We start from the raw sequence: 15,679 nt of genomic DNA on the forward strand, positions 1-15,679 counted from the left end.
ACGCTACCTCTGCTGACTTAAAAATTCATCGATCTCATTGCGCCAGGGTACAGAAGGCTGTGCGCCTGGACGGGTTACCGCAATGGCCGCCGCCGCATGGGCAAAACGAATCGCGGTATCCAGCGGCTCACCTTCCAGCAGCGCCGTGACCAGCGCACCATTAAAGGTATCGCCTGCAGCGATGGTATCAACAGCTTTCACCTTAAAGCCGGGAACGCGACGACCTTCCCCCTCGACGCTGGCCCATACGCCACGGCTGCCAAGGGTAATGATGACCGTATTGATGCCTTTCTGGTGCAGGGCTTTCGCCGCGCGCGCCGCATCGTCATCGTTTTCAACGCGAATACCCGTCAGCTTTTCGGCTTCGGTTTCGTTAGGGGTGATGATATCCACCAGCGCCAGCAACTCGTCTGATAATACACGGGCAGGCGCGGGATTAAGTACGACAGTGGTGTGATTTTTATGGGCAATTTTTGCCGCCGCCAGCACGCTTTCTACCGGCGTCTCCAGCTGCATCAGCAGCGCGTCGGCACTGACGATACTCTCATGTTGCGCCGCCACGCGTTCAGCGGTCAGCGCCGCATTAGCACCTGCATGAATACCGATAACATTCTCACCTTCCGCGTTGACAAAAATCAGCGCCACGCCGGTTGATTCGCCTTCTACTACGCTGACCGGCGCAATATCGATGTTGTCGCTTGCCAGCTGTTTGCGCACGCGCTCACCGGTATCGTCATCGCCGGTACAGGCGATAAAGGCGATGTTTGCGCCGCTGCGTCCGGCGGCGACCGCCTGGTTTGCGCCTTTGCCGCCAAAGGCGACCTGATAGCGATTGCCGGTTACGGTTTCGCCCGGTGTCGGGAAAGCGTCAAGGTTAAGAATGTGATCGGCATTAATGCTGCCAAGGACAACGAGCTTACCTGCGGTTTTCATCATTGAGGTGTCCATCTGAGAGTGCCACCGGGAGAACCCGGTGGCATATGCCACGCTATTTCTTTATATGTTGTCCCTCAGGCAGCCGGTAGCTGCCTGAATCGCCTGTTACTGCTTGATGACCAGTTTCAGGTCAACAGGGTATTTAGCCTGAACTTTCTCGCCCTTCAGCACTTTGTCAGCAGTCTGCACGCCAGTCGCGCCGATCTGCTCAGGAAGCTGAGCAATGGTCGCAGCCAGTTTGCCATCGTTCACCGCTTTTTCACCATCAGGCGTGCCGTCAAATCCGACAACCATCACATCCGATTTGCCTGCGGTTTGCAGAGCACGCAGTGCGCCCAGCGCCATTTCGTCGTTCTGTGCGAATACCGCTTTAACGTCCGGGTGAGCGGTCAGCAGGTTCTGCATTACGTTCAGACCTTTAGTACGGTCGAAGTCTGCCGGCTGGCTGGCCAGTACATTGAATTTGTGGGCAGCAACGGCCTGCTGGAAGCCTTCGCCACGCTCACGCGCTGCGGAAGTCCCGGCGATACCCTGCAGTTCGATAACCTTGGCACCTTCGCCTGCTTTTTTGGCGATGTAATCACCGGCAATTTTGCCGCCCAGCACGTTATCAGAGGCAATGTGGCTGACCACTTCGCCTTTAGACGCCTGACGGTCCAGGGTGATCACCGGGATATTGGCCTGGTTAGCCATCTTCACGGCGTTACCTACCGCATCGGAATCGGTCGGGTTGATCAGCAGAATTTTGGTGCCGCGAACGGTTAAGTCCTGCACGTTAGCCAGCTCTTTCGCCGGGTTGTTCTGGGAATCCAGGATCACCAGGTTGTAGCCCAGCTTGTCGGCTTCTTTCTGCGCGCCATCCTTCAGGGAGACGAAGAACGGGTTGTTCAGGGTAGAAACCACCAGCGCGATGGTATCTTTCGCCATGGCGTTTGCACTCACAGTTGCGCTCAGCGCGACAGCAGAAACCAGGGTAGCCAGTTTTTTCATGTTCATATCAAAGATGTCCTGTAGTGTCGTCAGTTACTGTTTTTTGTTGTCTACCAGTACCGCCAGCAAAATCACTACCGCTTTGACGATCATCTGGTAATAGGAAGAAACACCTAACAAATTCAAACCATTGTTCAGGAAGCCGAGGATCAGCGCACCGATCAGCGTCCCCACGATACGACCTTTACCCCCTGCCAGGCTGGTACCGCCCAGCACGACCGCAGCGATGGCATCCAGCTCATAACCGGTACCCGCCGTTGGCTGAGCAGAGGAGAGACGTGCCACCTCGATAATGCCCGCCAGCGAGGCCAGCAGGCCGCACAGGGAGTAGACGATAATTTTGACTTTATTGACGCTGATGCCGGACAGACGCGTCGCCGCTTCGTTACCGCCCAGGGCATAGATATAACGACCCAGACGGGTGTGATGCAACATGTACCACGCCGCGAGGAACACCAGCCCCATGATCCACACCGGCGTCGGGATACCCAGCGGGCGGCCGATACCGAACCAGCCAAACAGATCGGCGTTGTCGGTAAAGCCGGTGTTCACCGGGCTACCGTTGGTGTAGACCATGGTCACACCGCGCAGCAGCAGCATCATCACCAGGGTGGCGATAAACGCCTGCACGCGGCCTTTCGCTACAATCATTCCGGTGACGGCTCCAATCGCAGCGCCCAGCGCCAGGGCCGCTGCCACCGCCACCAGCGCGTTGACTTCAATCCCTACAATTGAAGCGGCAACCGCGCCGGTGAGCGCCAGCAGGGAACCGACGGACAGGTCGATACCCGATGTCAAAATCACCAGCGTCATCCCCACCGCCATAATGGCGTTGACGGACGTTTGCTGAAGGATGTTGAACAGGTTATTTACGGTAAAAAAGTTCGGGCTCATGGTGGAGACAATCGCGATCAGCACCAGCAGAGCAATCAGCGATTTTTGTTCCAGCAGCCATGCCTTAGTGAAATAGCGGCGTCCAGAAACAGCCTGGGTAGTCATCTTCTTACTCCTGATCCACGCGATTAAGCTTGCCCACAGCGGCAGCCATCAGAATTTCCTGGGTGGCCTGCTCGCGACTGAATTCACCGCCGAGATGCCCTTCATGCATAACGATAATGCGATCGCTCATGCCTAATACTTCTGGCATCTCGGAAGAGACCAGAATGATGCTCAGCCCGTCAGCCTTGAACTGGTTGATGAGCTGATAAATCTCTTTCTTGGCGCCGACGTCCACACCGCGGGTTGGCTCATCGAGGATCAGCACCTTCGGACGGGTCATCAGGCCGCGGGCAATCGCCACTTTCTGCTGGTTACCGCCGGACAGCAGACCGATAGCCTGTTCCATCGACGGGGTTTTGACGTTAAAGAGGCGGATAAAATCACTGACGGCCTGCTGCTCGTCTTTATGCTTCAGGCTCCCACCGTTGCGGCTGAAGTAGCGCAGCGCGGTCAAGGACATGTTCTCTTTCACCGACATCCCCAGCACCAGACCATCGCGCTTACGGTCTTCGGAGATATAGACGATACCGTTCGCCAGGCCATCCTGCGGAGAGCGGGTAACCACTTCATGCCCATCGAGCGTGACATACCCGCTGGTGCGCGGCAGGGCACCGTACAGCACTTTCATCAGTTCGGTACGGCCAGCCCCCATCAGCCCGGCCACGCCGAGGATCTCGCCCTGGCGCAGCGTAAAGGAGACGTCGTTGACGCCCGGGCCGCACAGGTTATCGACCTTCAGGCGGATATCGCCCGGCTGCTTATCAATACGCGGGTACTGGTCTTCGAGCTTACGGCCCACCATCATCTCAATCAGCGTATCTTCGGTGAGGGTCACCACTTCACGCTCGGCAATAAACTGCCCGTCGCGGAAGACGGTCACGTCATCGCAGATCTCGAAGATCTCTTTCATACGGTGGGAGATGTAGACGATGCCGCGCCCCTGCGCTTTCAGCTCGCGGATCACGCGGAACAGAGAGTCGGTTTCGGTATCGGTGAGGGCGTCGGTCGGCTCATCCATGACGATGACCCGGGATTCGAAGCTCAGCACCTTGGCGATCTCCACCATCTGCTGATCGCCAATGGAAAGGTCACCCACCAGCCGATCGCTTTTGAAGCGCAGGTTCAGCTTCGCCAGCAGTTTGTCGGCTTCGGCATACATCTGTTTCCAGTCAATTTTGCCAAAGCGATTCACAAACTCGCGACCGAGGAAGATGTTCTCCGCGATGGACAGCTGTGGGATCAGGTTCAACTCCTGGTGGATGATGCCGATCCCGGCTTCCTGGGAGGATTTCGGGCCGGTGAAGGTGGTCTCTTTGCCGAGCCACAGCAGCGAACCGGCATCACGTTGATAGATGCCGGTCAGCACTTTCATCATCGTGGATTTGCCGGCACCGTTTTCACCCACCAGCGCCATCACGCGGCCGGCATAGACGTTCAGTGCGGCACCGGAGAGGGCTTTAACGCCCGGGAACGACTTATCGATCCCTTTCAGTTGCAGGAGTGCGTCCATGGTGGCCTCAGAAGGTGACGCCAGCACAGAGAATGATATTCGCATACGGGGAACACTCCCCGCTGCGAATAACCGCCTGGCTGTCAGCGGTATTTTTCTTGAACTGCTCGTGCGTTATGTAACTTATTTTTATGGTGTTTCCCTGGTGTTGTTGCAGCTGCTTGATATGGCCAAGCAACGTTTCGTGGAGCTGCGGATTATGTTGTTTGATTTCCGTTGCGAGAATGGCTTCCTCAACCTGCATCTCGGTTGTCACCACATCCAGTACCTGCATAAACGAGGGCACGCCCTGGGTTAATGCCAGATCAATACGCGTTGTACTGTGAGGAATGGGTAAACCCGCATCACAGACCACCAGCGTATCGGTATGCCCAAGACGGGAGATGACCGATGAGACTTCAGAGTTGAGTACAGTGCCTTTCTTCATTTTCTTGCTCCACTAGCGAAACGTTTCGCTGGCGTCAGTTTAATCTTACCGATGCGCAGAAAACCACCATGGCGTTGCAGATTTGTGATCGTTGTCGAAACGTTTCGCTAAGTGAAATGCGGGGGAGAAGAGGGGGAATATTTGCCGGGTGGCGCTGCGCTTACCCGGCCTACAAAACCGTAGGCCCGCGCAAGCGAAGCGCCGCCGGGCACTAACTAAATCTCGACCTGTGTCCCTAACTCAATGACGCGGTTAGGCGGGATCTCGAACTGGTCGGGCGCACGCAGGGCGTTACGCTGGAGGATAAGGTAGAGCTTGCCGCGCAGGCGCAGATACCACGGGCGTTTGCCGATGATCAGCGACTCGTGCGACATAAAGAACGAGGTCTCCATCATCCGGCAGCTTAAACCTTCCAGACCGCAGCGGTGGAACACCTCTTCCACGTTCGGGGTTTCGCGCCAGCCATAGCTGGCCACTACCCGCCAGAAAGTGGGCGAAAGCTGCTCTATCTGCACGCGGCGAACATTATGCACATACGGCGCATCTTCGGTACGCAGCGTCAGGAGGATCACCCGCTCATGCAACACCTTGTTGTGCTTGAGGTTGTGCATCAGGGCAAACGGAATCACGTTCAGCGCACGCGACATATAGACTGCTGTACCCGGCACACGCACCGGCGGGGATTTCTCCAGCGAGACGATCATCGCATCCAGAGAATTACCGTGCTCGTGCATCCGACGCAGCAGGCGGAAACGCTCGCTCTTCCAGGTGGTCATCACAATGAACATCACCATACCCAGCGTCAGCGGCAGCCAGCCGCCGGAGACAATCTTGTCGAGGTTGGCCGAGAACAGCGGAATATCGATGCAGAGGAAGCCGACCAGAATCATTCCCACGAGGAATTTATTCCAGTGCCAGTTGCGGTACGCCACCGTGGTGGAGAGGATGGAGGTCAGCACCATCGTCCCGGTGACGGCGATACCGTAGGCTGCCGCCAGGTTACTGGAGTGCTCGAAGCTGACGATAACAATCACTACCGCGAAATAGAGCAGCCAGTTAATGAACGGGATGTAGATCTGGCCCGACTCCATCTCTGACGTATGAATGATGCGCATCGGGGAGAGATAACCCAGACGTACGGCCTGACGGGTCAGGGAGAAGACGCCAGAGATCACCGCCTGAGAGGCAATCACCGTCGCCAGCGTGGCGAGGATCAGCATCGGCACCAGCGCCCAGTCCGGGGCCAGCAGGAAGAACGGGTTTTTAATCGCTTCCGGATGTTTGAGCAGCAGCGCGCCCTGGCCGAAGTAGTTCAGCACCAGCGACGGCAGCACCACCATAAACCAGGCCACACGAATAGGCAGTTTGCCGAAGTGCCCCATATCGGCATACAGCGCCTCGACCCCGGTGATGGAGAGCACCACGGCGCCCAGCGCAATAAACGATACGGTTTTGTATTCAAGGAAGAAGTGCACCGCCCACATCGGGTTCAGCGCATGCAGCACGTCCGGATTCGCAATAATGCTGCGTAACCCCAGCACCGCGAGGATCAGGAACCAGGCCAGCATAATCGGCGCGAAGAGTTTCCCCACCAGCCCGGTGCCGTGCTTCTGAATCACAAACAGCAGGGTCAGCACAAGAATGGCCAGCGGAACGACCCATTCCTCAAGCTGCGGCGCGACAATCTCAAGCCCTTCGATTGCCGACAACACGGAGATAGCTGGTGTGATCACCACTTCGCCATAGAAGAAGCTGCCGCCAATCAGCCCGATAATCACCAGGAAGGAGGTCATTTTGGGGGAGGTGTAGCGCCCGGCCAGCGACATTAAGGTCAGGATCCCACCTTCACCGGCATTATCTGCGCGCATGACAAAGGAGAGATATTTAACGGAGACTACTAAGATCAGGAGCCAAAAGATGAGAGACAAAAAACCAAAAACAGCGTCGCGTTCCACGCCAAAACCAAACTGACCGGACAAACATTCACGAAGCGTATAAAGCGGGCTGGTGCCGATATCACCGTACACAACCCCGATCGCCGCGAGCGTTATTGCGGGTAATGATTGCTTATTATCAGTGCTCATAGACTAGTCTTTTCGTTTATATAACAAATGTGTGCTTAGTCCCTTGGCCCACAAAAAGCGCACAGTATGCACGATTAATCGTAGAATCGTACCCCTAAATGCGCCCGCATTAACATAGCGCAAAGAAAATAGCACCGTAGTTCAGTCTATTACCAGCCCAGAACGAAACGTCTATACTCGCTTCAATTAGCCGGGTGTACGGCGAAAGGATGCAAAACAATTATGGCTCACACTCATTTATTAGCAGAAAGAATTTCCCGTCTCAGCGGCGCGCTGGAAAAAGGGCTATTTGAACGTAGCCATGCCATCCGCCTCTGTTTACTGGCGGCACTGAGCGGTGAAAGCGTCTTTCTGCTGGGGCCGCCCGGCATCGCAAAAAGCCTGATTGCCCGCCGGCTGAAATTTGCCTTTCAGCATGCCAGAGCCTTTGAGTATCTGATGACCCGCTTTTCCACACCGGAAGAGGTGTTTGGCCCCCTCTCCATTCAGGCGTTAAAAGATGAAGGACGCTATGAGCGTTTGACGGCGGGCTATCTGCCGGAAGCGGAGATCGTTTTTCTCGATGAAATCTGGAAAGCTGGCCCCGCAATCCTGAATACCCTGCTCACCGCCATCAACGAACGTCGGTTCCGCAATGGCGCGTTTGAAGAAAAAATCCCGATGCGTCTGCTGGTGGCGGCCTCCAACGAACTGCCGGAAGCCGACAGCAGCCTCGAAGCCTTATATGACCGCATGCTGATCCGCCTGTGGCTCGACAAAGTGCAGGACAAAGCGAACTTCCGCTCGCTGCTGATTAGCCAACAGGATGAAAACGATAACCCTGTCCCTGCCGCCCTGCAGGTGACGGATGAAGAGTACCAACAGTGGCAGCAGGACATTGGCAAAATCAAACTGCCGGATACGGTATTTGACCTGGTCTTTATGCTGCGCCAGCAGCTGGATGCCCTGCCGGGCGCGCCTTACGTCTCCGATCGTCGCTGGAAGAAAGCCATTCGTCTCCTGCAGGCCAGCGCCCTGTTCAGCGGCCGCGATGCGGTTGCTCCTATCGATCTGATCCTGCTGAAAGATTGCCTGTGGCATGACGCTAACGGTATGAATCTGATGCAGCAGCAGCTGGAAATATTGATGACCGGACACGCGTGGGGGCAGCAGGAGATGCTGAACCAGCTCGGGGCCATCACCCAGCGCCGCCTTCAGCTTCAGCAGCAGCAAAGCGATAAAACCGCCCTGCGCGTCAGCTGTCAGAGCGGCATGTTTGCCCGCCGCCCGCACTACGAATTGCCGACCGAACTGAGCGAATCCACCCTGACATTGCTCCTCCAGCAGCCGCTTAAGCTCCATGATATGCAGGTCATTCACATCACCATTGAGCGTGAAGCCCTGTCGCTGTGGCTGAGCAAAGGCGGCGAGATCCGCGGCAAACTCAACGGCATCGGCTTTGCCCAGCAGCTGAATATGGAAGTGGACGGCAGTCTGCATCTTGTGATCCGTGACGTCAGCCTGCAGGGCTCGCGCCTTGCGCTGCCCGGCACCGCCTCTGACAGCGTTCCGGAAGAGATCAAACAGCAGCTGGAAGCGCTGGATAATCAGTGGCACCTGCAGCACACCCGCTTCAGCGAGCAGCAAAAATGTCTGTTTATCCACAGCGACTGGCTGGGCCGCATTGAATCCAGCCTCCAGGACGTAAGCGCCCAAATTAAACAGGCGCGTCAATGCTGACGCTGGACACGCTCAACGTTATGCTTGCCGTCGGCGAGGAGGGTATGATCGAAGAGATCATCCTGACTCTGCTGGCCTCGCCACAGCTGGCTGTCTTTTTCGAAAAATTCCCCCGGCTTAAAACCGCCATCACCGACGATCTTCCGCGCTGGCGGGAAAATTTACGCAAAAGGCTGAAAGATACCCGCGTCCCGCCAGAGCTCACCGAAGAGGTGATGTGCTATCAGCAGAGCCAGCTGCTCTCCACGCCCCAGCTGATCGTCCAGTTACCGCAAATTTTAACCCTGCTGGACAAGGTGCACTCCCCCTATGCCAGCCAGGCCCGACAGCTGGTGGTGGATAACGCCACCTTTACGCCCGCTCTGCATACCCTGTTTTTACAGCGCTGGCGATTAAGCCTGGTGGTACAGGCTACCTCCCTCAATCAGCAGTTAATGGAAGAGGAGCGCGAGCAGCTGCTCAGCGAAGTGCAGGAGCGCATGACCTTAGCCGGTGCGCTGGAGCCGGTGCTGGTGGAAAATGAAAACGCCGCCGGTCGCCTGTGGGATATGAGCGCCGGCCAGCTGAAGCGGGGTGATTATCAGCTTATCGTCCGCTACGGTGACTTTCTGGCCCAGCAGCCGGAGCTGATGCAGCTGGCGGAACAGCTGGGCCGCTCCCGGGAGGCGAAGTCGGTGCCAAAAAAGGATGCCCCGCTGGAAACCTTCCGCACCCTGGTGCGCGAACCGGCGACGGTGCCGGAGCAGGTGGACGGGCTGCAGCAGAGCGACGACATTCTGCGCCTGCTGCCGCCCGAGCTGGCCACCCTGGGTATTACGGAACTGGAGTATGAATTTTACCGTCGGCTGGTGGAGAAGCAGCTCCTGACCTATCGCCTGCAGGGTGATGCCTGGCGAGAGAAGGTCAGCCAGCGCCCGGCCGTGCACCAGGATTTCGACGAGCAGCCCCGCGGGCCATTTATCGTCTGCGTGGATACCTCGGGTTCAATGGGCGGCTTTAACGAGCAGTGCGCCAAAGCCTTTTGCCTTGCCCTGATGCGGGTGGCACTCGCTGACAGGCGGCGCTGCTTTATCATGCTGTTTTCCAGCGAGGTGGTGGGCTACGAGCTTTCGGGCCAGCACGGCCTCGAGCAAGCGATCCGCTTCTTAAGCCAGCGCTTTCGCGGCGGGACCGATCTCGCCAGCTGTTTTCGCGCGGTTATCGAACGGATGCAGGGCGGAGAGTGGTATGACGCCGATGCGGTGGTGATCTCGGATTTTATTGCCCAGCGCTTGCCGGATGAGGTGGTGAGCAAAGTGAAGGTGTTGCAGCGGGAACATCAGCATCGTTTTCACGCGGTGGCGATGTCCACCCATGGAAAACCCGGCATCATGCGCATCTTCGATCATATCTGGCGCTTTGATACCGGGTTGCGTAGCCGCCTGCTGCGGCGCTGGAAACGCTAATTACAGCAGCGCATCCACGCTGTCACGAACCTGCTGCGGCCATACGCCACACTGAACCTGGCCGATATGGGACAGCTGCAGCAGTAACATGGTCAGACGAGACTGGCCAATGCCGCCGCCGATGGTCTGCGGCATCTCACCGCGCAGCAGAGCCTGGTGCCACTCCAGCTTGAGACGATCTTCATCCCCGGTGATGGCCAGCTGACGCTGCAGCGCGTCGGCATCAACGCGGATCCCCATGGAGGAGAGCTCAAACGCATCTTCCAGAATCGGGTTCCACACCAGGATATCGCCGTTCAGACCGGCGAGGCCGCTTTCACCTTCGCTGCTCCAGTCATCATAATCCGGCGCACGGACATCGTGACGCTGACCATGGGACAGCTTGCCGCCGATCCCAATCAGGAATACCGCACCCAGCTCTTTAGCGATCGCACGCTCACGGCCTTTGGCATCCAGATCCGGGAAGCGGGTCAACAGCTCCTGGCTATGAACAAACTGGATCGTCTCCGGCAGGAACGGGGTCAGACCAAACTCTTTGCTGACTGCCGCTTCGGTCTCTTTGATCCCGGCATAAATGGCTTCTACCGTCGCTTTCAGCGTGCGGGTATGACGCTCGCCATCACCCATGACACGTTCCCAGTCCCACTGGTCAACGTACACAGAGTGAATAGCGGTAAGACGGTCTTCATCAGGGCGAAGGGCTTTCATGTGCGTGTAAAGCCCTTCGCCCGCGCTGAAGTCGTGTTGCCCCAGAGTTTGACGCTTCCACTTCGCAAGGGAATGAACCACTTCGAACTGGGCGTCTGGCAGTGTTTTCACTTTTACCTGTACCGCTTTTTCGCAACCAGACAGGTTGTCCTGCGTCCCGTCCCCCACGCGGCTTAAGATCGGTGCCTGGACTTCAATAAGACCAAGCTTTTCTTCCAGCTGGCGGGAAAAATGGGATTTAACGAAACTGATCTGGCGTTGTTGTGCGATGTAAGCGGTTTTCATTATTTATACTCCTGCGTCCTGTTGGCATTGATTAAGCAACAAAAAAGAACGTCTTTCAATAATCCAACAATAAAACTCCGTCATGACTTTTGATTCGTTAAAATTAAACGCTAGAATAGAGTTATTCATTAATCTTCATAAGAAAAAGCTATGGAAAATTATCAGATCGACAATCTGGACCGCGGCATCCTTGAGGCGCTGATGGCCAATGCCCGCACGGCCTATGCCGAACTGGCCAAACAGTTTGGCGTTAGCCCGGGCACCATTCATGTGCGCGTAGAGAAGATGAAGCAGGCGGGGATCATTACCGGGGCGCGTATTGACGTTAGCCCCAAACAGCTGGGGTACGACGTCTGCTGCTTTATCGGCATCATTCTGAAGAGCGCCAAAGACTACCCCTCGGCGCTGGCAAAGCTCAACGCGCTAGAGGAGGTGACCGAGGCTTACTACACCACCGGGCACTACAGCATCTTTATTAAGGTGATGTGCCGATCGATCGACGCCCTGCAGCAGGTACTTATCAACAAGATCCAAACAATTGATGAAATTCAGTCCACCGAGACGCTGATCTCCCTGCAGAACCCGATCATGCGTACCATCCGCCCCTGATCGGGCAAATTCATTCCCACATTTTCCACAGGTAGATCCCAGCTCGCTCACAGCGTACAATGATCCCTCTTTATATGAGCGAGCGATCCATGGCAGATATTACTCTTATTAGCGGCAGCACCCTCGGCGGGGCTGAATATGTAGCGGAACACCTGGCTGAAAAGCTGGAAGATGCGGGTTTTTCCACCGAAACGCTGCACGGACCGTTATTAGAAGATCTGCCGATCGACGGGATCTGGCTGTTGATCACCTCCACCCACGGTGCCGGCGATATTCCGGATAACCTTCTTCCTTTATATGAAGAGCTAAAAGAGCATCAGCCTGACCTGGCGAACGTCCGGTTTGGGGCGATCGGCATCGGCAGCCGGGAATATGACACTTTCTGCGGTGCCGTTGAGAAAGTGGAGACCGAACTGAAGTCCTGTGGGGCACAACAGATCGGTGAAACGCTGAAGATCAACATCCTCGATCACGATATTCCGGAAGATCCAGCGGAACTTTGGCTGGCTGAATGGAAAAATTTACTCAAAAACGATTAAAGATCATGCGATCAGATGTGGATAACTCTGGTTAAAAGCTTGGATCAACCGGTAGTTATCCCAAGAACAACTCATGATTACTTTTTGTGCTGTGCATAAGTCGTCGATCTGATCCCAGCTTATACGTTGCAGGATCACCGATCATTCACAGCAAACGATCCTCTCTAAACGCATGATCTTCTTCGGGAGATCCGGCTTATCCACAGAAAACCGCGATCCTAATAAGAGATCACAATAAAACAGATCTCTAAATAAGAAGATCTTCTTTTTAATAGTCAGGATCCCAGTGCTTTCTCGATCGACTAAAGTTGAGTAGAATCCACGGCCCGGGCTTCAATCCATTTTCTTACCGCTTTACGCGAGGCAGACCACCATGTTTTATCAGGATCCTTTTGACGTCATCATCATTGGCGGGGGTCATGCAGGCACCGAGGCCGCAATGGCCGCGGCGCGAATGGGTCAACAGACCCTGCTTTTGACACACAATATCGACACGCTAGGACAGATGTCCTGTAATCCGGCGATTGGCGGCATTGGGAAAGGACACCTGGTAAAAGAAGTGGATGCCCTTGGCGGCCTGATGGCCACCGCGATCGATCATGCCGGCATTCAGTTTAGGATACTAAACGCGAGCAAAGGCCCTGCCGTTCGTGCCACCCGTGCACAGGCAGACCGCGTGCTCTATCGCCAGGCGGTACGCACCGCACTGGAGAATCAGCCGAACCTGATGATCTTCCAGCAGGCGGTTGAGGATCTGATCGTCGAAAACGATCGTGTTGTTGGCGCCGTGACCCAGATGGGTCTGAAGTTCCGTGCCAAAGCCGTCGTACTGACCGTCGGGACTTTCCTCGATGGTAAAATTCATATCGGACTGGATAACTACAGCGGTGGCCGTGCTGGCGATCCGCCGTCCATTCCGCTGTCGCGTCGTCTGCGCGAGCTGCCGCTGCGCGTCAGCCGCCTGAAAACCGGCACGCCGCCGCGTATTGACGCCCGCACTATCGATTTCAGCGTGCTCGCACAACAGCACGGCGATAACCCAATGCCGGTCTTCTCGTTCATGGGCAACGTGGATCAGCATCCGCGCCAGGTGCCGTGCTATGTCACGCACACCAACGAGAAAACCCATGACGTGATCCGCAGCAACCTCGATCGCAGCCCGATGTATGCCGGCGTGATCGAAGGGATCGGCCCACGTTACTGCCCGTCGATCGAAGACAAGGTGATGCGCTTTGCCGATCGTAACCAGCACCAGATCTTCCTCGAGCCGGAAGGGTTGACCTCCAACGAGATCTACCCTAACGGTATCTCCACCAGCCTGCCGTTCGACGTACAGATGCAGATCGTCCGTTCGATGCAGGGGATGGAGAATGCGAAGATTGTCCGTCCGGGCTATGCCATCGAGTATGACTTCTTCGATCCGCGTGACCTGAAGCCGACCCTGGAAAGCAAATTTATTCAGGGGCTGTTCTTCGCGGGCCAAATCAACGGCACGACCGGTTACGAAGAAGCCGCCGCGCAGGGGCTGCTGGCCGGTCTCAACGCCGCGCGTTTCTCTGCCGAGAAAGAGGGCTGGGCGCCGGGTCGTTCTCAGGCTTACCTTGGCGTGCTGGTGGACGACCTTTGCACCCTCGGGACCAAAGAGCCGTACCGCATGTTTACCTCTCGGGCGGAATACCGTCTGATGCTGCGTGAAGACAACGCCGACCTGCGTCTGACCGAAAAAGGGCGTGAGCTGGGTCTGGTGGATGATGCGCGCTGGGCGCGTTTCAACGAGAAGCTGGAGACCATCGAGCGCGAACGTCAGCGCCTGAAGTCCACCTGGGTCAACCCAACCACCGAATCTGTAGACGAAGTGAATGCTCACCTGTCTGCGCCGCTTTCCCGTGAAGCGAGCGGGGAAGATCTGCTCCGTCGTCCGGAGATGACCTACGACCAGCTGATCCAGATGACGCCGTTCGCGCCGGGTCTGGATGACGTGCAGGCCGCCGAGCAGGTCGAAATTCAGGTGAAATACGAAGGCTATATCGCCCGTCAGCAGGATGAGATCGAGAAACAGCAGCGTAACGAGAGCACGATCCTCCCGGCCACGCTGGATTACCGTCAGGTTAACGGCCTCTCCAACGAGGTGATCGCCAAGCTGAACGACCATAAACCGTCGTCCATCGGCCAGGCATCGCGCATTTCCGGCGTCACGCCTGCGGCCATCTCCATTCTGCTGGTGTGGCTGAAAAAACAGGGTATGCTGCGCCGCAGCGCATAATCGTAAGAACTGCCCGGTGATGCGTAGCGATCCGGGCCTACAGAACTCCGTAGGGCGGGTAAGCGTAGCGCCACCCGCCAAAACGCATCTCAACAGGTATTCTCCGTGCTTAACAAACTCACTCGTCTGCTGGATCAAGCCGGTATTTCGCTCACCGATCACCAGAAAAATCAGCTGGTGGGGTATGTCGATATGCTGCACAAATGGAACAAGGCCTATAACCTCACCTCGGTACGCGACCCGAACGAGATGCTGGTGCGTCACATCCTCGACAGCATCGTCGTGGCGCCTCATCTCCAGGGTGAGCGTTTTATTGATGTCGGCACCGGTCCAGGCCTGCCGGGTATCCCACTCTCTATCGTGCGTCCTGAGTGCCAGTTCACGCTGCTGGACAGTCTGGGCAAGCGCGTGCGCTTCCTGCGCCAGGTTCAACATGAACTGAAGCTGGAAAATATTTACCCGGTACAGAGTAGGGTAGAGGAGTATCCCGCCGAGCCGCCGTTTGATGGCGTGATCAGCCGGGCCTTTGCCTCGCTCAACGACATGATCGGCTGGTGTAAGCATCTGCCTGCACAGAACGGACGGTTTTATGCCCTGAAAGGCATCCTGCCTGAAGATGAAATCGCACAACTGCCGGACGGGTTTGAGGTGGAGTCCGCCATCAAATTACGCGTTCCACAGCTGGAAGGTGAGCGCCATCTGGTGATCGTTAAACCAAACAGTTTTTAAAAAAATAATAAAAAATGTGGAAATTGTGCTGTTCTAAGTATGTTAAAAAACAGTCTGAAGGTTAAGAAATAGCCAGCGTTAATTTAACCGCTTTTTTACTGTGGATTTTCTTTGGGTTAACCTGAGTGTGTAGTTAACCCAAAATATAATAAACCCTGAAAATATCAGCTTGCTAAAAGTAGGGGTTAGTAACCAGATCGTAATGTTAAATATTTATTATAAATGTCAATAAAAGGTTTTTGTTGTATACAGGGCTGTTTTGTAAATAGTTACTTAAATTACTCTTTAATATCATAAAGATGAAATATAGCGACTTACTGATTTCAATTATTCGACCTTATCGTAAATGTGTATTTTGTGATCCTGTGCACGCTTTATCGCCAATGTTTCCGCGTAGTTTGCAGTTTTGATGAGTCATTCACAGTTTGACGAAAAG

General features: G+C 55.6%; 13 protein-coding genes. 6 read left to right on the forward strand and 7 right to left on the reverse strand.

The features are described from left to right. Positions 1 to 3: 3 nt before the first annotated feature. From rbsK to kup, 6 genes are all read right to left on the reverse strand, one after another. Entirely contained in the window at positions 4 to 933 is a 930-nt protein-coding gene (gene rbsK / locus SOM40_RS23250) for a ribokinase (RefSeq protein WP_320530866.1), read from the reverse strand. A gap of 108 nt (positions 934 to 1,041) precedes the next feature. After that, a complete protein-coding gene (rbsB, locus tag SOM40_RS23255; RefSeq protein ID WP_032615470.1) occupies positions 1,042 to 1,932 on the reverse strand; it encodes a ribose ABC transporter substrate-binding protein RbsB in 891 nt (296 codons plus the stop codon). A gap of 27 nt (positions 1,933 to 1,959) precedes the next feature. Continuing rightward, positions 1,960 to 2,925, reverse strand: coding sequence for a ribose ABC transporter permease (gene rbsC / locus SOM40_RS23260; protein WP_106995525.1), 966 nt, complete (start codon positions 2,923 to 2,925; stop codon positions 1,960 to 1,962). 4 nt (positions 2,926 to 2,929) lie between these two features. Then, on the reverse strand, positions 2,930 to 4,435 hold the full coding sequence (gene rbsA / locus SOM40_RS23265; RefSeq protein ID WP_166184997.1) for a ribose ABC transporter ATP-binding protein RbsA: 1,506 nt from the start codon (positions 4,433 to 4,435) through the stop codon (positions 2,930 to 2,932). Positions 4,436 to 4,442: 7 nt separating this feature from the next. Continuing rightward, on the reverse strand, positions 4,443 to 4,862 hold the full coding sequence (gene rbsD, locus SOM40_RS23270) for a D-ribose pyranase (RefSeq protein WP_106995527.1): 420 nt from the start codon (positions 4,860 to 4,862) through the stop codon (positions 4,443 to 4,445). Between the two features lie 215 nt (positions 4,863 to 5,077). Further along, the gene (kup, locus tag SOM40_RS23275; protein WP_106995528.1) at positions 5,078 to 6,946 is read right to left on the reverse strand and encodes a low affinity potassium transporter Kup; all 1,869 of its coding nucleotides are present in this window, start codon (positions 6,944 to 6,946) and stop codon (positions 5,078 to 5,080) included. 222 nt (positions 6,947 to 7,168) lie between these two features. Here kup and ravA point away from each other — a divergent pair, with 222 nt between their 5' ends. Together ravA and viaA are read left to right on the forward strand one after the other, a co-directional pair. Further along, entirely contained in the window at positions 7,169 to 8,665 is a 1,497-nt protein-coding gene (gene ravA / locus SOM40_RS23280) for an ATPase RavA (RefSeq protein WP_320530792.1), read from the forward strand. Beyond that, entirely contained in the window at positions 8,659 to 10,110 is a 1,452-nt protein-coding gene (viaA, locus tag SOM40_RS23285; protein ID WP_225759923.1) for an ATPase RavA stimulator ViaA, read from the forward strand. The genes ravA and viaA overlap by 7 nt, the downstream gene beginning before the upstream one ends. Here the strand turns inward: viaA and asnA are convergent, their stop codons facing one another. Next, positions 10,111 to 11,103, reverse strand: coding sequence for an aspartate--ammonia ligase (asnA, locus tag SOM40_RS23290; RefSeq protein ID WP_106995531.1), 993 nt, complete (start codon positions 11,101 to 11,103; stop codon positions 10,111 to 10,113). 150 nt (positions 11,104 to 11,253) lie between these two features. Here asnA and asnC point away from each other — a divergent pair, with 150 nt between their 5' ends. The 4 genes from asnC (at position 11,254) to rsmG (ending at position 15,243) form a co-directional block, all read left to right on the forward strand. Beyond that, positions 11,254 to 11,712, forward strand: coding sequence for a transcriptional regulator AsnC (gene asnC / locus SOM40_RS23295; RefSeq protein WP_014172275.1), 459 nt, complete (start codon positions 11,254 to 11,256; stop codon positions 11,710 to 11,712). A gap of 89 nt (positions 11,713 to 11,801) precedes the next feature. Continuing rightward, entirely contained in the window at positions 11,802 to 12,251 is a 450-nt protein-coding gene (mioC, locus tag SOM40_RS23300; RefSeq protein ID WP_320530793.1) for an FMN-binding protein MioC, read from the forward strand. Between the two features lie 373 nt (positions 12,252 to 12,624). Beyond that, complete coding sequence (mnmG, locus tag SOM40_RS23305) at positions 12,625 to 14,514, forward strand: tRNA uridine-5-carboxymethylaminomethyl(34) synthesis enzyme MnmG (RefSeq protein ID WP_106995533.1); 1,890 nt, start codon at positions 12,625 to 12,627, stop codon at positions 14,512 to 14,514. Positions 14,515 to 14,619: 105 nt separating this feature from the next. Then, the gene (gene rsmG / locus SOM40_RS23310; protein WP_312189408.1) at positions 14,620 to 15,243 is read left to right on the forward strand and encodes a 16S rRNA (guanine(527)-N(7))-methyltransferase RsmG; all 624 of its coding nucleotides are present in this window, start codon (positions 14,620 to 14,622) and stop codon (positions 15,241 to 15,243) included. Positions 15,244 to 15,679 lie beyond the last annotated feature (436 nt).

It is taken from the genome of Leclercia sp. CFBP8987 (assembly GCF_034044995.2).
GTDB classification, from domain to species: Bacteria; Pseudomonadota; Gammaproteobacteria; order Enterobacterales; family Enterobacteriaceae; genus Enterobacter; species Enterobacter tamurae.